18 protein-coding genes and 1 pseudogene are annotated in these 18,580 nt (G+C 61.4%); 7 read left to right on the forward strand and 12 right to left on the reverse strand.

Annotated elements, in window-relative coordinates; genetic code table 11:
* Positions 1–29: 29 nt before the first annotated feature.
* Positions 30–935 (forward strand): AraC family transcriptional regulator, encoded by a 906-nt coding sequence (locus tag ACMDCR_RS03295; protein WP_413991155.1) that lies wholly within the window; start codon positions 30–32, stop codon positions 933–935.
* Positions 936–1,134: 199 nt separating this feature from the next.
* Here ACMDCR_RS03295 and ACMDCR_RS03300 read toward each other — a convergent pair whose 3' ends face one another.
* Positions 1,135–2,082: a LysR family transcriptional regulator gene (locus ACMDCR_RS03300; RefSeq protein WP_413993814.1), complete on the reverse strand. Its 948-nt coding sequence runs from the start codon at positions 2,080–2,082 to the stop codon at positions 1,135–1,137.
* 114 nt (positions 2,083–2,196) lie between these two features.
* Between ACMDCR_RS03300 and ACMDCR_RS03305 the strand changes: the two genes are divergently transcribed.
* Both ACMDCR_RS03305 and ACMDCR_RS03310 read left to right on the forward strand, forming a co-directional pair.
* Positions 2,197–2,619, forward strand: a complete 423-nt coding sequence (locus ACMDCR_RS03305; RefSeq protein ID WP_413991156.1) for a DoxX family protein — start codon at positions 2,197–2,199, stop codon at positions 2,617–2,619.
* A 280-nt stretch (positions 2,620–2,899) separates the two neighbouring features.
* Positions 2,900–3,268 (forward strand): nuclear transport factor 2 family protein, encoded by a 369-nt coding sequence (locus ACMDCR_RS03310; protein WP_413991157.1) that lies wholly within the window; start codon positions 2,900–2,902, stop codon positions 3,266–3,268.
* Positions 3,269–3,627: 359 nt separating this feature from the next.
* On the opposite strand, the gene ACMDCR_RS03315 is transcribed toward ACMDCR_RS03310, so the two are convergent.
* A complete protein-coding gene (locus ACMDCR_RS03315; protein WP_413991158.1) occupies positions 3,628–4,563 on the reverse strand; it encodes a LysR family transcriptional regulator in 936 nt (311 codons plus the stop codon).
* Positions 4,564–4,697: 134 nt separating this feature from the next.
* Here ACMDCR_RS03315 and ACMDCR_RS03320 point away from each other — a divergent pair, with 134 nt between their 5' ends.
* The gene (locus tag ACMDCR_RS03320) at positions 4,698–5,495 is read left to right on the forward strand and encodes an alpha/beta fold hydrolase (RefSeq protein ID WP_413991159.1); all 798 of its coding nucleotides are present in this window, start codon (positions 4,698–4,700) and stop codon (positions 5,493–5,495) included.
* Between the two features lie 437 nt (positions 5,496–5,932).
* Here ACMDCR_RS03320 and ACMDCR_RS03325 read toward each other — a convergent pair whose 3' ends face one another.
* The 6 genes and pseudogenes from ACMDCR_RS03325 to ACMDCR_RS03350 all read right to left on the reverse strand — a co-directional run bounded on the left by ACMDCR_RS03325 (position 5,933) and on the right by ACMDCR_RS03350 (position 11,002).
* Complete coding sequence (locus ACMDCR_RS03325; RefSeq protein WP_413991160.1) at positions 5,933–6,874, reverse strand: NAD(P)H-binding protein; 942 nt, start codon at positions 6,872–6,874, stop codon at positions 5,933–5,935.
* Between the two features lie 106 nt (positions 6,875–6,980).
* Complete coding sequence (locus ACMDCR_RS03330; RefSeq protein ID WP_413991161.1) at positions 6,981–7,439, reverse strand: MarR family winged helix-turn-helix transcriptional regulator; 459 nt, start codon at positions 7,437–7,439, stop codon at positions 6,981–6,983.
* 483 nt (positions 7,440–7,922) lie between these two features.
* Positions 7,923–8,141 (reverse strand): annotated as a pseudogene (locus tag ACMDCR_RS03335) (isochorismatase family protein); the annotation flags it as partial.
* A 366-nt stretch (positions 8,142–8,507) separates the two neighbouring features.
* Positions 8,508–9,437, reverse strand: a complete 930-nt coding sequence (locus ACMDCR_RS03340) for an alpha/beta fold hydrolase (RefSeq protein ID WP_413991162.1) — start codon at positions 9,435–9,437, stop codon at positions 8,508–8,510.
* A gap of 39 nt (positions 9,438–9,476) precedes the next feature.
* The gene (locus tag ACMDCR_RS03345) at positions 9,477–10,379 is read right to left on the reverse strand and encodes a DMT family transporter (RefSeq protein ID WP_413991163.1); all 903 of its coding nucleotides are present in this window, start codon (positions 10,377–10,379) and stop codon (positions 9,477–9,479) included.
* An 11-nt stretch (positions 10,380–10,390) separates the two neighbouring features.
* Positions 10,391–11,002 carry a TetR/AcrR family transcriptional regulator gene (locus tag ACMDCR_RS03350; protein WP_413991164.1) on the reverse strand — a complete coding sequence of 204 codons (612 nt, stop codon included), beginning with the start codon at positions 11,000–11,002 and terminating at the stop codon, positions 10,391–10,393.
* Positions 11,003–11,181: 179 nt separating this feature from the next.
* Here ACMDCR_RS03350 and ACMDCR_RS03355 point away from each other — a divergent pair, with 179 nt between their 5' ends.
* The gene (locus ACMDCR_RS03355; RefSeq protein ID WP_413991165.1) at positions 11,182–12,057 is read left to right on the forward strand and encodes an alpha/beta fold hydrolase; all 876 of its coding nucleotides are present in this window, start codon (positions 11,182–11,184) and stop codon (positions 12,055–12,057) included.
* Between the two features lie 179 nt (positions 12,058–12,236).
* Here the strand turns inward: ACMDCR_RS03355 and ACMDCR_RS03360 are convergent, their stop codons facing one another.
* On the reverse strand, positions 12,237–13,337 hold the full coding sequence (locus ACMDCR_RS03360) for a diguanylate cyclase domain-containing protein (protein ID WP_413991166.1): 1,101 nt from the start codon (positions 13,335–13,337) through the stop codon (positions 12,237–12,239).
* A 395-nt stretch (positions 13,338–13,732) separates the two neighbouring features.
* On the opposite strand from ACMDCR_RS03360, the gene ACMDCR_RS03365 reads away from it, so the two are divergent.
* On the forward strand, positions 13,733–14,560 hold the full coding sequence (locus ACMDCR_RS03365; protein WP_413991167.1) for a haloacid dehalogenase type II: 828 nt from the start codon (positions 13,733–13,735) through the stop codon (positions 14,558–14,560).
* Positions 14,561–14,771: 211 nt separating this feature from the next.
* Here ACMDCR_RS03365 and ACMDCR_RS03370 read toward each other — a convergent pair whose 3' ends face one another.
* The 3 genes from ACMDCR_RS03370 to ACMDCR_RS03380 are packed head-to-tail and all read right to left on the reverse strand — an operon-like array spanning position 14,772 to position 17,470.
* Complete coding sequence (locus ACMDCR_RS03370; protein WP_413991168.1) at positions 14,772–15,677, reverse strand: 3-keto-5-aminohexanoate cleavage protein; 906 nt, start codon at positions 15,675–15,677, stop codon at positions 14,772–14,774.
* A 35-nt stretch (positions 15,678–15,712) separates the two neighbouring features.
* A complete protein-coding gene (locus ACMDCR_RS03375; RefSeq protein ID WP_413991169.1) occupies positions 15,713–16,498 on the reverse strand; it encodes an IclR family transcriptional regulator in 786 nt (261 codons plus the stop codon).
* A gap of 12 nt (positions 16,499–16,510) precedes the next feature.
* Complete coding sequence (locus ACMDCR_RS03380) at positions 16,511–17,470, reverse strand: DUF6282 family protein (RefSeq protein ID WP_413991170.1); 960 nt, start codon at positions 17,468–17,470, stop codon at positions 16,511–16,513.
* Between the two features lie 122 nt (positions 17,471–17,592).
* Between ACMDCR_RS03380 and ACMDCR_RS03385 the strand changes: the two genes are divergently transcribed.
* Entirely contained in the window at positions 17,593–18,576 is a 984-nt protein-coding gene (locus ACMDCR_RS03385; protein WP_413991171.1) for a fumarylacetoacetate hydrolase family protein, read from the forward strand.
* Positions 18,577–18,580: the final 4 nt, after the last annotated feature.

Genomic DNA, 18,580 nt, shown 5'->3' on the forward strand with positions numbered 1-18,580 from the left:
GTCCATGATTCATTTGCGGAAGTCCGGATATGATCGATCCGCTCGCGGAGGTTGTCACGCTGCTCCAGCCAGCTGCCCGGTTCTCGAAGCTCGTTGTCGGCGCCGGGCCGTGGCACATCCGCCGTTCGGATGCCGGGCAGCCCTTCTACTGCGTGGTCCTTGAGGGGGCGTGCCGCCTCGTGGTCGACGGGCACGAGGCGATCGAATTGCGGTCGGGCGACTTCATCCTGATCCCAGCGGCTTACGGTGTGGCGATGTCCAGCCTTGCGCCCCCCGCGGCCGAGGTGCCCGACGCTGTGCCCGTCGCGCTGGCAACCGGCGAATTCAGGATCGGCGACCAGGACGGCCCAACCGACCTAAGGATGCTGGGGGGGCATTGCAGCTTCGGTTCGCCGGATGCGGGCTTGCTGGTTTCGCTGCTTCCTCAACTCGTGCACGTGCGCGGCGAGCCGCGGCTCGCCACAATCGTGCAGCTCGTGAGAAACGAATTCCACGAACAACGTCCGGCGCGCGAGGTCATTCTCGCCCATCTCCTCGAGGTTCTCCTCATCGAAGCACTTCGTTCGGACGCGGGTACCACCGCTTCGCCAGGCCTCGTGCGCGGGCTCGCCGACGAACGCCTTGCCGCGGCGATACGACGGATGCACGAGAGCCCCACCCGTGCCTGGACGGTCGCGCAGTTGGCGAAGGAGGCTGCGCTCTCGCGTTCGGCGTTCTTCGAGCGGTTCAGCCGCGCCGTGGGCGTTGCACCAATGGAGTATCTGCTCGCCTGGCGCATGGCCTTGGCAAAGAGCATGCTGCGGAAGAACGAAAATGGCGTCGCCGAAATCGCAGAACGGATCGGCTACAGCTCCGCAAGCGCGTTCAGCGTCGCATTCACCCGCCATGTCGGGCTGCCGCCGGGGCGGTATGCGCGCGAGCAAACGGAAACGTGACGCCTTGGTGGATTGGCACCCTGCGACATCGAGGTCCCCTTGTCCAAGGCTCCACCTGCTTGGAGCGTAGTGGCATTGGGCACCATGGCTGGGGCGCTTTACCATCGGATCGAAGGACCAAGAATCGCAAAATGCGTTTGATACCAGTCAGTTAATTGCGAAATCCGCTCTTACCCGCATGCATTTTGCTCTGGGGTCATCATTGTGGCGGCGGTTTCCAGCCCATTACTGCTTCCGCACTCCAGCGCGCATCGGTCAGCTCGGCGATCAGGAAATCGGCCAAGGCGGAAACCTTCGCAGGACGCGCGCGAGCCGTCGGTGTCACAAAGTACAATCCGCCTTCGGGCAGCCGCCAATCGGCGAGAATCGGCTCAAGCCGTCCGTCCGGAAAAAATTGGGTGGCGATGAACTCGGGGAGTTCGGTGATCGCCAATCCCTCCAGCACTGTCGGCAACAAGGCCTCGGCACTCGTACCTCGCAGTTGCCCTGCTGGCGTAATCGGAGCGTCCTCACCCGTCTTGCGATGTATGAAACGCCAGATGTCACGCTTCGACTTGTTGGTGTAGCTCAGGCATTGATGAGCGGCGAGGTCGTGCGGGTGCTGCGGGCGGCCATATCTTGCAATGTAGCTCGGCGATGCGACGACGAACCGTCGGACGGGGGCGATCCGTCGCGCGACGAGCGATGAGTCTTCCAGAACGGCGATGCGCAGCGCGGCATCGAAGCCGTCGCCTATCAGGTCTGTCTGTGCATCGGTCAGGTGAAGATCGATTGCGATGCCAGGATAGCGTCGAAAAAACTCCGGCAGCATGGGTGCGACCCAGCGTGTGCCAAAGGACAGCGGAGCCGCAAGTTTCACAAGGCCACGCGGGCGACTGGCAGCCTCGCGCGCGAAGTCCTCGGCCTCCTCCGCATCGGCGAAGATCTTGGAAGCCCGCTCGGCCAGCGTGTGACCATAGTCAGTCAACGCAAGGCGCCGGGACGTCCTGTTGAACAGCCGCCCTCCAAGGCGTTCTTCAAGACGCGTGACGGCTCGCGAGACCGTGGCCACCGATACGCCCATGGTCCGGGCAGCTGCAGCGAACGAGTGCTCCTCCGCCACCTTGGCGAACATCGCCAGTCCCTCGAAGTCGGGGAGCCTTGACATCAACAATCCTGCAACGATGGTTTTCAATCATTTCTATTTCGAAAATGGCACGTTCGCAACAATATTCATCCCGACCGCAACGAGATGCGGAGCTTCCCATCAAGGAGACTTTCAATGTTCACGACCCGTTACCTTCCCTTCGTCGGCCGGTTGATGATCGGTCTTCCTTTCGCAATGAGCGGCCTGAGCAAGCTCGGCGCTTACGGCGCCACAACCGGCATGATCGGCGCCGTCGGATTGCCTTTCCCGCCGCTGGCTTTCGCCGTGGCTGTCGCGATCGAACTCGGCGGTGGCCTGCTTCTGATCGCGGGCTATCGGACCCGCACCGTGGCGGCTGCGCTTGCCCTGTTCTCGCTCGCCACGGCGCTGTCGTTCCACGCCAATTTCGCCGACCAGAACCAGATGATCCACTTCCTCAAGAATGTGATGATGGCGGGTGGGCTGGTGCAGATCGTCACATTCGGCGCCGGTGCGCTCAGCATCGACAATCGGCGCAAGACCGGCGAGCTGGACTCACGCCCTGCAGTGGCGGCCTGAATATCTGCGAAGGCGTTCTCGCCCATGGCCCGCGGCGGTGGCCAGCTGGCTTACCGCTCGAGGAAACCACCTTCGAAGACGCTTTTTGCGCCTACTCCTCTGACATGAGAGCGAAGCATGCCCCCAGACCTCGCTCTCACACTCATCGCAAGCGCTGCGACTTTCGTGAGCGGGGGACGCGGCACAGCCCAGACGATCCGCTTCGAGGGGCTTCCTACAACAGAGCCTTCCCTGATCGAGATAGCGCAGGTGGCACCTGACACCAAACGGAGAAAAACCCATGTCTCAATCCGTATCGACCTTGTTGCTTCGCAATCTCCACGACGTGTTCGGTGAGATCGACCCCGTGCGTCGGCGCGCAACGATCGACGAGATCTTCCACGAAGACGCCGTATTCTACGACCCCAAAAGCGGCATACACCGCGGCCGCGACGAGATCGATCGCATCGCAGGCGTGATCAAGGCTACTCATCCTGACTTCCAATATCAGCCGCTCTCCCCGCCCGAGGAGGTGGGTAATGGCGGTCGGGTCAGGTGGGTGTCGGGTAGCCCCGGCAAGCCGCCAGCCTACGCCGGAACCGATTTTATGGTGACCCATGACGGCAAGATTGCCGCCGTCTATCTCTTCTTTGACGAGCTTCCAAACTGAACGTCGCGGCGGCGGCATCGCTCGCGTCGCCCCCACCCAACGCCAAGCTTGATATCATCGACTCCGAGCACTTGGTCTGGGAGCATGCCGCCGAGACATACGCAAGCATCGTTATCGAGTGGGCTCGCACCAATCCGCGCGTTCTGAGTTCGATCCAAAACTCAAGCTGAGTACGCAAAGCGCCATATGTGCAACATGCTGGGAGAGCCGCAAAGAAGTAAGCTTCGGCTGAGGTCATCGCGTCTTCGAAGTTCCGTCCGATCGCAGACGCCGTCCTTGTAGTAAGGATTCCGAGCTTCTCAACACCCGTCTACCGGAATTGGTCGAGACTGAAAATCCAAAGGTGCCGCCTAAGCACCTTACGCGACCGACCCTACTGGCGTCGCGGGCGGAAGGTCCCAGGGCGGCTCGCCGCCGAAACTCCCAATCAGGTGATCAATGAAGCGGCGCGCCTTCAGCGGGATATTGCGGGCAGTCGGATAGACCGCGTGGATTGCCAAGTCGGACGTGCGATGGTCCGGCAGCAAGGCGATGAGATCGCCAGCCGCGATTCGTTCGCCGAAGACGAAGGTCGGGCCGTAGGCAACACCCGCTCCGGCGAGCGCAACCGCAAGAAGCATCTGCGTATTGTTCGCCGACATGCAGACCGGACCGTCGATCAGATGAGGCTGGCCCGATGGGTCCGTCAGTGTCCAATCTCCCGCCGAGACGGCTTCGCTGAAGGCGAGCCGAGGCGCGCGGCGCAGGTCTTCTGCGTTCCTCGGGGTGCCGTGCCGCTTGAGAAAATCGGGTGAGGCGCAGAACACCATGCGGCAGGGCGCCAAGCGTCGGGCGACGAGATCGGAGTCGAGTAGTCGACCGATCCGGATCGCCACATCGATCCCCTCGCCGAGGAGGTCGACATAGCGATCGTTGAGCACGACCTCCACGGCGACCGCGGGGTGCTGGTCGAGATAGCGGGCTAGCACGCCGCCCAGATGCATGGCGCCAAAGGTTACGGGCGCAGTAATGCGTAGCACTCCGCGAGCGGTCTGTTGCGCGTCGCTGGCCTCGCGGTTCGCATCGTCGACTTCCTCCAGGATGCGCTTGCAGCGGGAATAGTAGGCTCGGCCCACCTCGGTCAGGCTGATCTGGCGGGTGCTGCGTTGCATCAGGCGAATGTTGAGATCCGCTTCGATCGCGGAGACGTGCTTGCCAGCCATCGAGGCTGACAAACCAAAACGCCGTGCCGCCCGGCTGAGGCTGCCCTCTTCAACAGCCGCAACGAACACCGCCATGCTGGTGAGACGATCCATGACTCGCTCCATTCGATAACAGAATTATCATATCTCAATCATAAGGCAGCGATTATCGATTGGGGTTACACAGCCTATCTTAGATACCGAGCCCAAGCAGATGCCATATGGGCTTTCAAGCCCAGGGAGACCCCATGAAGATCGCGTCGAACGGCATTCGGATTCACGTCGAGGAACAGGGCCACGGCGAACTATCCCTGGTTTTCCTGCACTATTACGGCGGATCATCGCGCACTTGGGCCAAAGTGATCGCCGCCCTGCCGCAATCGCATCACACGATTGCGATCGACCATCGCGGCTGGGGTGAATCCGACGCGCCGGCCAGCGGCTACGGCTTGGCCGATCTGGCCGACGACGCACAGGGCGTGATCGAGGCATTGGATCTGAAGCGCTACGTTTTGATCGGCCATTCGATGGGCGGCAAGGTGGCTCAGCTTCTGGCTTCGCGCCGCCCGAAGGGCCTCGCCGGCCTGGTCCTTGTTGCCTCTTCCCCTCCTCCGGCCATGGCCGTTCCTCCTGAGGCGAGGGAGGCGATGGCCCGCGCCTATGCGACCCGCGAGAGCATCGGCATGGCGATCGACCAAATGCTGACGGCCAAGGTTCTCAGCCCGGAGGACCGGGAGCAGGTGATCGAGGACAGCTTGCGCGGCGCGCCGCAAGCGAAGGCGGCATGGCCATGGTCCACAAGCCTGGAAGACATCACCGGTGACGTGGCCGCCATCGATGTGCCCACAATCGTCATCGCGGGCGAACTCGATCGGGTCGATAGCGTCGACTTGCTCAAGAAGGAACTGCTGCCTCGCATTCCCCACGCCGCCCTGCATGTCGTGCCCGGCACCGGGCATCTGTCGCCGCTGGAGTCGCCCGAGGAAGTCGCGAAGCTGGTGGAGGATTTCATCGAGTTGGAGGCGGCACACCGATCGGTGGGATGAACAGCAAGCTCCACCGGCGGTCGCCATGACACCTCATGGACAGCGGACGCAACGGCCGCCTCAACCACCCGCGACGCGCGCAGATGCAAACACATCCTGGCATAGCGCGCCCGACAGGATAAAACTGGGCACTCCTATATCATTGTTTGTGCTCTGCAATTTGCCGGCGCCAGTTCTCTTGGCGCCGACTTCGTTCAATGAGTCGGTGACTGAGCTAAGCAGGACACCTGTGTAGAACATCGTTTCGCTAGGTGACCGATCGCGAATACCGACCCCTGCATAGGCCTCGCGGGGAAACGGAATTCTGCCGCCGATATCTGCTTGGGCTTGGGCCGGTCTATTTCAACAATATCGAACCCAAAGTCGATCACTCAGGCGCTTCAACAGCGGGATTCCGCTCCAGGATATGCCGATCGTCTCAGGAATCTGTCAGTCCACTATTTGAACTCAGCGTCGTGGAGCTTCACAAAGTCGTGCATGTTCGTCGGTGCTTCGCCGGTGAGTTTGCGCAGAGTGTCCGTCATGCGGTCGTAACGCCCCTGCTTGGTCAACTCGGCCATGGCCGAGAGATGGCGAACGACGTGCTCTGGATACTTCGCCTGCCGAAGGCCTTCGCTCCACGCCGGGAGTGGGACGTCCCGATATGCGATGGGCCTGCCGAGCACTTCGGAGTAGACACGCGCATAGTGGTACAGATCGGCCGATTCCGGGCCCGTTAGATTGTAGATCTGTCCGATATGCGGTGTGGGGTCGTCGAGGATCGCTGCTACCGCACGCGCCACATCGACCGCCGAGATCGGAGAGGTCTTGCCGCTCCCCAGGGGCAGCGCCAACGCGTCGGAGGCCCTCACGCCGGGGGCGGCGAGTTGAAGAAAAAAGCCCTCGAGGAAGACCGTCGGCCGTACGGTGACGACCGGCAGTCCCGACCAGGACAGAGCCTGCTCCGACAGCCAGTGGAGCTTGTGCTGCGGGCTGTCGGTGGTCTCGCTGATGCTCATCTGCGAGACTGTCATCTGCGACATGTTCACAAAGGCCTCGACGCCGTGGTGGCGCGCCACTGCGGCGGTGTTGACCGTAGCTTCCAGGTACGCCGCCGAGGTAGACATTCCAAAATAGATGCGCTTGCAACCTTCGATGGCGCGGTGCATTCCGGCGAGGTCCGTCAGGTCGCCCTTTACGACCTCGGCGCCCAGCCGCCGCAAGGCTTCGGCGCGCTCGTCTTCACGCCGAACCAAGGCGCGCACCTTATGCCCCCTTGCGAGCAGGAACTCAGTGAGGTTGCGGCCGATGTCGCCCACCGCGCCGGCTGCTCCGGTCACGAGGATCGGGTCGTCGTGTTTATGCTTCGTCATCATGTGGCTGACCTTGGTTGCGTTCATTTGCCTGACTTGCCCTCTATCCAGCCGAGTCAGGGGCATATATCCGGCGCAGCCGACGACCCGGCGGGCCGCGCCGGTGCAGTCGCATTAGCCGGTACGCGAAGCGTCACGTATCGGTTGGCTGCTCGAGCCGCGTGACGAGGCGGGACAAGTAGGAGTAGAAGGCGTCGGCCTCCGCGTCTTCGAAGCCCGCCAGGAGGCATTGCGTGTATTTGATCGAGGCGGCCCGGGCCGCCTCGGACACTGAGCGCCCTTCATCCGTGAGGGCCAGTGAAACCTGGCGTCGGTCGGCGCCGTCGCGCCTGCGCACCACCAGGCCCTTTTCCGCTAGCTGATCCACAAGCCGCGTTGCTGATCCGGTGTCACAGCTCAGCGTCTTGGCGATGTCGCTCGGACCGCTGGCCAGGCCCTCGTCGAGCAGTTGCAATGCGACGTGCTGTTGCACCGAAAGGCCGACGGTCGCGTACAGAACCTCGAGTTGCTGGCTCAACAGGCGCTGCGATCTAAAAGCCATGAAGGCTAGGGTGCGCTTGATGGCAAAGGGTGATTTGGTGGCTTGCGGCATCGGCGAACTCAAGGAAGTCCAGATTACTGCAGAAAATGTAACTGCAAATGCAGCAACTGTCAATCCAGCTGTCCTGAAATTCTTCGACCGCTGTCACCGTCGTCGCGGCGTCCCGATGCAGGGACGTGGTGGGCGAGCATCGGGCGTGGCCAATTCCCTCGTCTGGAGAAATCTACCTGCTTGCGGCCCGGGCAGCTTGGGTCCGCTCGTCCGCGTCCGCTACTTGCTGATAGTGCGAACGTCCGCTCTTGGCATCGATGCCAAGCTCCGCGCCGGGGGCCCGAAGCCCACGTTCTGGGCACTCCGATGTCTTTGTTATTCCTTTCGCCTTGTGAGGGCGCTCAAGTCCATCGCATCAAATCCGATTCGCCCCTTTGTGGAGGCGCCAATCTGCGCAGCGTCCGGCCGACATTCACGCAAGAGGCGAAATCGCGCTGCGTGTTGGAGGCATCGGTCCCCCAAGCAGATGGCCGAGCCCGTCGGTCAGAGAGCCAGGATCGAAGCCGTGATCTCCTTGGCGCCGACAATAGCGCTTTCGTAGTTCGGAATATTGATGTCGAGAGCGGCGTGCATCGCCTCATCCGAATAATCCGCGGTGGCGTCTCTCACCACGGTGACCTGGTAGCCAAGCTCCGCGGCAAAGCGAACGGTCGCTTCGACGCAGGTATGCGCGATGAGTCCGATGATGATGAGCTGATGGATCCGAAAATACCCTAGTCCTGCGAATGTGCGTCCGATAGCCCTTGGCTCCGACCGAGTCCTGTGAGCGGCGGTAGCGGCAGGGCAAATTAGAGCGGTTCGCCCGGTATTTTTGGGAGACGCCCTGTCTTGTTCCAGGGCGGTGGGTAAAATGGTGCACCCAGCACGATGAAGCCGGGCCCGTTAGGTCATTGTTTGCGCCATATGGACCCCCCAGGCTGTTCGCTGCCGAGACGTTCAGTCGGCCCCGGAAGCGAGTACGGCCTCACTGATCAAGCGCCACGATAGCGCAAAACTTCGACCAGTTTGACGAAGGCCGCAGACGGATCGCATTCCCTCTTACAGGATTGGCCGTCGCCTTGAGACACGCTATGCGAATTCCGTTGCCTCGAGAAATGGAGTCAAGGCATCCAGCACGGCATCGGGAGCCTGCTCGGGCAGCAAATGACCGCAGTTGATCTCAACGCCGCGCACGTCGTCGGCCCAGCGGCGCCAAACCTCGGCGGCGGTCAGCGTGCCGCTCTCCATCCCCTCGGCGACCAAACGCTCTGCGGCCCAAAGGACAAGCACCGGACATGCGATACTGCGCCCGGCGGCACGGTCGGCCAAATCATGCTCGACATCGGGACCATTGGCGGCGCGGTAGTCCTCGATCATCGCATGGCGTACGGAAGCCTTTCGGAAGGCGTCACGATATGCGATTACGGCGGCGGGATGCAGTTTGTGGATTCCACCGGCCATCTGTTCGAGCGTGGCGTCCAGGAAGGCGTCCGGATCGGAGGCGAGCAGGCGTTCGGGTAGATCGCCGGGCTGAGCAAACAGGAACCAGTGGAAAGCGCCCATGGCAAACCGCCAGTCCACTGCTGCCCATACATCCAGGGTCGGCACCACAGCAAGGGCCGCATAAGCGCGGACGTGATCCGGGTGGTCAAGCGCCAGCCGATAGCCTACGCGTGCGCCGCGATCATGGCCAATGACGGCAAAACGCTCATGACCGAGTGCTCGCATCATGGCAACCAGCTCAATGCCGACCGAGCGCTTGTCCCAGGGCCCGGCATCGAGCATCTGGCTGTTCCCGTAGCCTGGCAGGTCGGGAACGATGACCGTGTGGCGGGTCGCCAAAATTGGCGCGACAGCATGCCAGCAGGCATGGCTTTGCGGATAGCCATGCAACAGGAGGACGGGCGGCCCCTTTCCTCCAGCGACCCCACTGAAACGTGTGCGTGAAGTCGTATGGTCCAGCCTGGCAAAACCATCGAATAGTCGATGGGGCGAGGAATGGCTTGTGTCAGTGTTCACGGCGTTCGTCCTTGGCCATATTGCGAATGATGAACGGGCTCAGGCGATGTGGTTCTCAACGGGATCGCGGGGCGCGATGGATGGGCTGGGCCGAGCAAGGGGTCGGCTTTGGGTAATGCCCACGCCGCAGATGCAAATCAGCGCACCCGCGGCAAGGCGCGCTGTCAGCGGCTCGTGCAGGAAAAGCACGCCAGCGGCTATCGCGTAGGCCGTCTGGAGAAGCCCATAGGGCGCAATCCGTGCCATCGAGCATTTCGCGATCAGCCAGAACCACAAACCAAAGCCTGCGATCCCGCCGAGCACGACGGTATAGGCGAAGGCCAGCCACGGCATGGGAGGGGAGGTGTGAAGCGAGGCGAGTTGATCATGCTCAAGCAAGGCCGAAACCGCCCAAACCTGCGGCACGGTGAAGAGCGACACCCAGGCCATGAGCTTCAGAGGCTCGAACGGACCGTAACGCTTCGTGAGCACGTTTCCAATTGCCATGGCAAGCCCGGCGCCGATGACCAGCAAGATTGGGAGGAGTTCGACTTGCACAGTCGGCGCCGCGACCGTGAGCACAACGCCTCCGAATGCGATCGCCACGCCGAGGATTATTCGCAAGGACGGTCGCTCGCCGAGGAGCGGCCAAGCGAGCAGAACCGTGAATGGTGTCTGCAGTTGGAACGCGACCGCCGATACGCCCGCCTGCCCATGTGCGAGCCCGGCATAAACCAATCCGAAATTCAGGCCGCCCATAAAAATCGATATGCCGACGATCGGCCCAAGCTCGCGCCGAGTGGGTCGCCCAACGAACGGAAGTACGAGCGCGGCGATGATCGCGAAGCGCAAGCCGAGGAAAAACAGGGGAGGAAACGCTGTCAGACCAATCTTGATTACAACGAACTGGAATCCCCACAGCAGCGGCACCAGCAGCGCGCAAGCGATTTCCATCGGCGACATGGAGGCCTCTTTCACGACCGCGGCCCATCGCCGAAACGTGAGGCTATGCCCGATACAACCTCTTCAACGACCTCTTGCAATTGCGCCACCTCCACGCCATCGCGCGCCTGGATCGAGATGCCTTGCATGACCGCGACCAGATGTCGGGACAGGCGGCGCACCTCGTCCGCCGAGCCAAATCGTTCGAGGACTTGTGCGATCCTCTCGCGGTGGGCCTCACGCCGCGCGGCAAGATCGCGGGCGATCTCCGCGTGCTCAGGTGGGCAGGTAATCATGCCGCTAGAGATCATGCAGCCACGCTCGCGATCGGAATGCGTGGCGGTCCGGACAGCGGCTTCGAGCAGCAAGCGTACAGCCTCTGTCAGTGTCGTCGCCGCGTTGAGAGGGGGCATGTCGAGGGATCCGGCGCCCTCTTCGTAGTGCGTAAGCGCTACCTGATAGAGCCCGGCCTTGCTCCCGAAGGCGGCGTAAAGGCTCGGGGGCGCGATCCCGATGGCCTCGGTCAGGTCCCCGACCGACACCCCTTCATAGCCGCGTTGCCAAAACAGCCGCATGGCGGTCTCCACCGCCTTGCCACGATCAAAACTCCAGGGTCTTCCCCCGCGGGATTTAACTGGTTCCATAGCGAGCACTAATTAACACCTTGACAATCGAGATGCAAGTTCGTTGATTAGTGACAGCTAAATAACATGGATCGTTAGCGATGGATCACTCACGACGCATATTTGTGACGAGCGCAGCCGGCCTCGCCGCCTTAGCCTTGCGGGCAAAAAGCGCTTACGCCCTCCCAGGCGCGAGCGCGGTGGATGCGAGCGTAGCCTCGACCAGCGCGGTCGTGGCAGGCGCACCCTCGGGCGAACATGGCCCTTTCCTGGCTCGATCGGCCGACGGCACCATGCTCGCGGGAGACGCGCAGGGTGATCCGCAAGCGCCCGAGATTTTGTTGATCCATGGGCTGCGGCAAAGCCGCCTCAGTTGGGACAAGCAGTTCGCCGATCCGGCGCTCGCGGGTTTCCGAATGGCACGGTTCGACCTGCGCGGACACGGGGACTCCGACAAGCCGGGTTCTCCGGATGACTATTCAGATATCGACAAATGGGCGGACGACGTCGCCGCGGTGATCGCCGCCACCAAGCTCCGGCGTCCCGTGCTCGTAGGCTGGTCGCTCGGCGGGTGGGTCGCTGGCGCCTATCTCCACAAATATGGCGGTGCGGGGATCGCCGGCGTCAACCTTGTCGACGCCGTCACCAAGTTGGCGCCGGGTCTCCTGACGCCCCTCGCCGGAGCCTTCGCCCAGACAGGGACGTCGCACGACCTCGCGGTACGGACGGCAGCGACGGCGGCGTTCCTGCTCGCTTGTTTTCATCAACCGCCGAGAGGCGTCGACCTCCAGAACATGCTTGTCATCAACGGCATGACGGCGAGAGCGGCGAACGAGGGCTTCATCAAGACAGCGGTGAATGACCTCGAACCCGTTTTTGCTGCTTACAAGGGCCCCATCCTAGCCTCGCACGGCATGCATGACCGGCTCGTCAGCCTCGCCATGTCCGAACGGATCAAGGCGCTTCGGCCAGGCAACCGCCTTTCCGTTTACGCAAATAGCGGGCACAGTCCGTTCTACGAAGAGCCGGCCCGGTTCGGACGCGAACTCGCCGCGTTCGCCGCCGCGTCGAAGTAGCATGCGGATCGTCCCCGAATGTTCGCTCAACTTTCATCCGGGAAAAGAGATGAACACCGAGCGGCTTGGAGAGGCCGCGAAACGCGCCCTTGGCGCAACTGGCTGAACGGTCGACGCGGACCTCGACGACCCCAATGACTTGTAGCAGCGTGAGAACGCCGGCGTGCGACTGCTGCCAGTCAAGCCCCTTTTGAAGGTGGCCCTCGGAAAGTGAGGCGGCCGGCGGCTTTCGCGGCGTAGAGCGCGCGATCGGCTCTCGCGAACACTGCAGCGGGGGTCTCTCCATCCGTAAAGGCATAACCAATAGAGGCGCCAACCTGAAAACTGCGGCCTGAGCAGTTTATCGGCATCTCCGCGACATCGATGATGCGTTGGGCCATGCTTTCGATCCTTTGCTGGCCGGCGGTTGGGCCGAAAAGCACAGCGAACTCGTCACCCCCGATACGAGCAACCAGATCGGCACCCTGACACTCCGCTGAAAGTCGGTGCCCGATTTCGACCAGGCACTCGTCGCCCACGCCGTGCCCGAAGGTATCGTTGACCACCTTGAAACCGTCGAGGTCTACGAGCATCAGGGCGCCGCCTTGCCGTTGAGGCTCACAGATTTCTGCAAGTCTCGCTTGAAACTGGGTGCGATTGGCAAGGCCGGTCATCATATCGTGCTCGGCGACATACCGCATTTGCTCGAGCAGCCTCTTCTCCTCGGTAACGTCCTGCTTGACCCCGAAGAGCCGGATCGGTTCGCCGTTTCGGCGCTCGACGGTGGCGGATATTCTGATCCACCGCTTTTCGGCTTCGGGGGTCTGGATTTCGGCATCAAATCCGAAACCGGACCCTGCTTCTATGGCATCGCGACGCACTTGCTCCAGACGAGCAAGCGATTCTTCCGAATAACTCCTGACGACTTCACCACGTACGATCCCGCGACCACGCTGGAGACCGAACAGATCGTAGGTTCCATTGCTCCAGGTCAATCGTTCGCTGGGCAATTCGCATTGCCAGATGCCCATGCGCGCCGCGACAGAGGCTTGCTCGAAAACCTTGGCGCTGGCGAGCGTATCCTTGGCTTGCCGCATGAGGCTGTATTGATGTCCTATGTCTCGACGCAACTGCCAAACGGCCCGACTATCGAACGGGCGCAGCAGGGCGGAACGCAAACGGCGAAGGAGGGAATAAAACGTCGACTCCGGTGGGTAAAGGCGGTCGCAGCCGAGCCGAAGGGCACCAGAATCCGCGTCACCCGCCAGGCGCTCGGTACCGTCTTCCGCAATCCCGTACAAGTCTCTCTCCACCTTGACTGTGCCGCCAGAGACATTCCTCGCATCCAGGCAAGGACTATAGCGCTGGTAGCATAACTCAACAACAAACGGTATCTGCTGCTCCCGAAGACACCCCGAAAAGGCTGTACTGTTCAGCAATGCGGGTCTTGAACACGATCCAGCTCTGATTTTGCTTCGTCTTCGCTTGCTACGAGAAACGGATGAATGTTCGGTTCGCAGGCCATTCAGCGCCCAGTTCATCGACCGAATCGGGCCGAAACTGTGCCAGACAGAGTGCGCCGGTACCTAGCAGAGCCTGTTGGTATGCGTCCGAACGGAAACCTCGAATACCTGTAACAGGGAGATCGCCCGCAACGTAATTCATAGTCGATATGGATGATACGTGGGAGCTTGCGATGAAGCCTCGTGGACACGGCAGTGCCGATCTCAAGATGCCTGACCGCGAGCCCCCGCTGTCGAAGAGCGCGACGGATGTCACTCGGCGAACTCTTCTAATTGGTGCCGCTGGCCTGATCTCGCTGCCGACCGCTGCAATTGCCGCTTCGACCACGTCAGCGCAGCTCGGAGCCGTTGCTTTCGATGCCTTCACGATATTCGATGCGCGCTCCATCACGGCGCTGGTGCAGGGTTTCTGGGGCGCGAGCGGCACGAAGCTCATGGCTCAATGGACGGGAAAGCTTTTCGGGTACACTTGGCTGGAGACCGCCGCCGGCCGCTACTCTGGATTTGAGGCGATAGCCGATGCCGCCTTGCGGCAGACCGCGGAGGCTCTCGCCCTGCCATTAAGCACGCTCCAGCGTGAGACGCTCACCGGACAATATCGAAAGCTTGATGTATGGCCAGATGTGGTTCCGACGCTCACCCGCCTGCGAACGGCTGGTTTGCGCCTGGCACTCCTGTCCAATCTCAGCGACGATCTTCTCCGGACCAACATGACCCGGAACGGCCTGGACCAGATTCTCGAGCAGCCTCTGAGTACTGACCGGGTGCAACGCTTCAAGCCGGCTGGGGAGGCGTATGCGTTGGGAGAGAAAGCATTCGACATACCCAGATCGCAGATCGGTTTCGCCGCCTACGCTGGATGGGACGCCGTCGGGGCGCAGTGGTTTGGATATCCAACGTGCTGGGTCAACCGGGCGGGGCAGTCTCCGGAGACGTTGGGCGATGGCATTTCTTTCGTGACAAACGATATGACGTGTGTCGTGCAGCTGGCGGGCCTGTAGGGGGCAGGGCTAACCTTTCTGCGACGCAATGTCCGCTCTTGGCAGTCATTTTCCCGCCGGCTCGCCTCGGAGCGAGGGGCCGAATCTGGCGACCCGGCGACCGATCTTCCCAAAGGAAATGTCGAGCCCGCGCTCGCGCCAAGACATCTCCGATATCGCCGAGCTTCAGTACAGCTGGCTACACCAGCTTGCTGCTACCCTCACGGTGGCCCTACCAACGCCTAGTCAACTTGAGCTTCTCTCGTACTTCCTGCGGCCCAAGAATGCGGGCGTTGATCGATTGAGCAATGGCGACCGCTCGCTCGACGAGTGTGCGGTTGGTCGCAAGGAGCCCTTTCTCAAGCCAGAGATTATCTTCCAGTCCTACTCTGATATTGCCGCCGGCGAGCATTGCCAGCATCGAGTAGGGAAGCTGATTGCGTCCAATCGAGAACGCCGAGAAAATCCAATTACTTGGAAGATTGTTGATAAGCGCCATGAAGCTATTGAGGTCGTCAGGTATGCCCCATGGGATGCCCATGCACAGTTGAACCAACACAGGATCGTCGATGACGCCTTGCTGGACCAGCCACTGTGCCAAGCGCAGATTGCCCGTATCGAAAATTTCGATCTCTGGCCTGATTCCCAGTGAACGAAGTCTTTGCGCCATTTCCACGAGGATGCTCGGCGTGTTGACCATCACCAGATCCCCGTCTCCGAAATTCAGGCTGCCGCAGTCAATGGTGCATATTTCCGGCAGCAGTGCCTCGGCGTGAGCGACACGCTCGCTGGCTCCGACCATGTCGGTCAGGTGGGCGATCGGCGGCAAGGGCGCTTCGGGGGGCCCGATCATCATGTCGCCCCCCATGCCTCCGGTGAAGTTGAGAATGACGTCGACACCTGAGGCGCGGATGCGCTCGACGACCCCCCCGTAGAGCTCCACACCGCGCGTGCCCTTCCCGCTGATCGGATCTCTCACGTGAATATGGGCTATGGCGGCACCCGCCCGCGCGGCCTCGATTGCCGCGTCGCCAATTTCCTCAGGCGTTATGGGAACCCTGGCGGATCGCCCCGTCGTGTCGCCTGCGCCCGTCACCGCGCAGGTAATGAAGACCTCTGCGCTCGGCATAAGCGGCATGGCGTTTCCTTTCAATGTGATGAGCGGTGTTGGCGTCAACCCGCCGCGATCTGAGAGCGAAAACCGAGACCCTTCGAAATACGAGCGGCCGCTCGCAGAAGTGGCTCTACCTGGATGGGGTCGGGGGGAAGTCGGATGGCGTTGACAAGCCCGACCAAGGCTATCGTGCCGACGCCATCGCCGGTTTGGTCGAATATCGGCGCGGCAATCGCGCTGATGCCTCGCGTCTCTTCTTCCGAGGAGACTGCGTATCCATTGGCTCTGACGCGCTCTATTTCGTCCCGGATCGTCTCAATGTCGCAAATCGTAGCCTCGGTGTGGCGAAGGAATCCTGTCGCCATGGCGCACTTCAAGAGTGGATGGCGGCTGAACGCCAACGCCACCTTTCCCTGCGCGGTCGCGTGCAGCGACAATTCGCTTCCGGGACGTACGCCTATCTCAATCAACGATGTTCCGCGCACGGTGGTTGTGACCACGAGAGAGTTTGCGGTCGCCAACGACACCACGGCCGTCTCTCCCACTTCGTCGCGTAAGGCGCGGGCCTCGATTTCCGCCGCTTCAACGATGCCGATCCTTCCGGCGCTTTGGCCGAGCAGATAGGAACGCACGCCGAGGCTATAGCGCGCTGTCGCCGCATTCTGCATGACATAGCCGCAGTTCAGCAGAGTATGGAGATGGCGAAAGATCGTGCCTTTGGTGGTACCCAGTTGGGCTGCCAGTTCGCTTACGCCAACACCATCTTGAGAGGCAGCGACAGCCTCCAGGACGCCGAATGCGAGCTGAACGGATTGAATGCTCGACCCTGATTTTTCTGCGGTCATGATCGTCAGAGCCTATGAAACGAGGGGTTCAAGTGCGCGCTCGCCCAGAAGAGCGATCGCGTTGTCGGCAAGCATTCGGCGAATATCGCCATCGCTGAAGCCATTGTCGGAAAGCAACAGGGCCATCCGCCGGAAACCCTCCACCGGCGTGCAGTTCCTCAGTTGACCCAGATCGGAACCGAAAATCGTGTGCTCAATGGAGCCGGCCTCGACGAAAGCGACAAGGTCGCCCGAATCGTAGAGCCGATCATCGGGGCCGCCGAACCACATGCAAATCGAATGCTCGATCGTGACGCCCCACCTGGCCAGATCGCGTATGTCGGCTTTGGATGCACCAAGGATGTATTCCGGATGGCTCATGATGAAGCGCCTTACACCGCGAGCCTGCGCCTCCTGGAAGATACGGAAAGCTTCGTCCTTGTGCACATGACCCGCGGATAGCACGAGGTCATGCGCCGCGATCATGTCGCAGATGGCTTTCAATTCGTCGCGAACCTGTCCCGCGCCGTCGAACAGCGGCACCGGTTGGAAGGGCAATGCGCCCGATTTGCGAACGGGGAAGGCTTTTTCCGGAGGGACATTCTCTTGAGAAGCGATGTGATTCTGAGCGTCGAAAGTCGGCAGCCAGATGATCCGCGCACCTTGGGCAATAGCATGTTCCACGGCGTACGGGTTCAATCCGCCGACCGCATTGTTGAGAACGATTCCGCCCCGCATCCTGGTCATTTGTTCGGGGTAGTGGCGAGCGATCAGTCGCGCCGCGGGAGCGGTGCAATAGTAGTGATCCTTCATAACCACGGCGCGAAACCCCGCCGCTGAGGCTTCCCTCAACTCATCGATGTGATCGAGTCGCCGCCGCATTAGGGATGGACCGCTGTGGCAATGCAGGTCCACCGCCCCCCAGACCAAAGCGGCTGCCTTCTCGTCCCCGCTCAAGGCGTCGCTTTCAGGCGCCGCATTTTCCCCGGACATCGCTTCCGCTCCTTCATGAACTGCAGATCTCTCTTGCCACAAGCCCAAACTTAGTGCAACGTTCGTTTTAATAAGCGTGACATCGTTTCGTAGTACGAAACGCTTGATGAGGGGACGTATCGATGAAATTGGCCAGTTTTCATGGCGGCGGCCGCGATCGGGTTGGCTTGGTGGACAGGCAGGGACGGCTTCACGATGCCGAGCAGGCGGTCGCGGCGACCGGGCGCTCAGGACCGGACGCCGCGATCTTCCGCGACATGCAAAGCGTGATTGAGGCTGGTCCCCCGGCATTCGAGGCCCTTGCCAGGGCAAGTGAACTTGTTGAGGCGGATGCCAATACGGGCGCGGTTTTTGCCTCGGATCAGGTTCGCTGGCATCCGCCAGTCCGCAAACCTTCGAAGCTGGCTTGCGTGCCCAACAACAACACGGCGTTTTCCGATACGATCATCAAGCGTCCGAAAACGACGACGTTTTTCGTCAAGCCTTACTCGGCGCTGGTTGGGCACAACGAACCCATCGTGCTCTACCCGGACTACGGCATCACCTATCCGGAGCCGGAGATCGCGGTGATCATCGGCCGAACCGCGACACGCATTCGGGAAGAGAACGCCTATGATCACGTCTTTGGCTACACGATCCACAATGACGTGACATCGGCCACGCTTCGGGAGGAGGATACCTTTCATTATCGCGAGGCGATGCCCGACGGAAAGGGCGGCTTCAAGATGGTCGAAAGCCATGCCTCCTATTCGGGGCGATACAAGAGCGCGGACACGTTCTCCCCGCTTGGGCCCTGGCTCGTGACGCGCGACGAGATCCCCGATCCCCATGCGCTGGATGTCGAGTGTTTCATAGGCGACACGCTGCTCTATCGTGACAACACACGAAACCTGACTTACTACCTGCCCGAAATCCTGGCCGTCATCTCTCGCTATCAGACGCTTTTTCCAGGCGACATCGTATCGCTCGGCACGGCCTCCGATCCCGGTGGCGAGGAAGGTGAGGTACCGCAGTCCTCAACCGATATGAACCGGCTCGGCGGTCCGGCGCGCATCAGCATCAAAGGGCTCGGCGAGCTGTCGAATCCCGTCGATATCCGTCGCTGAAGGC

It is taken from the genome of Labrys okinawensis (assembly GCF_047345005.1).
Taxonomy (GTDB): Bacteria; Pseudomonadota; Alphaproteobacteria; order Rhizobiales; family Labraceae; genus Labrys; species Labrys okinawensis.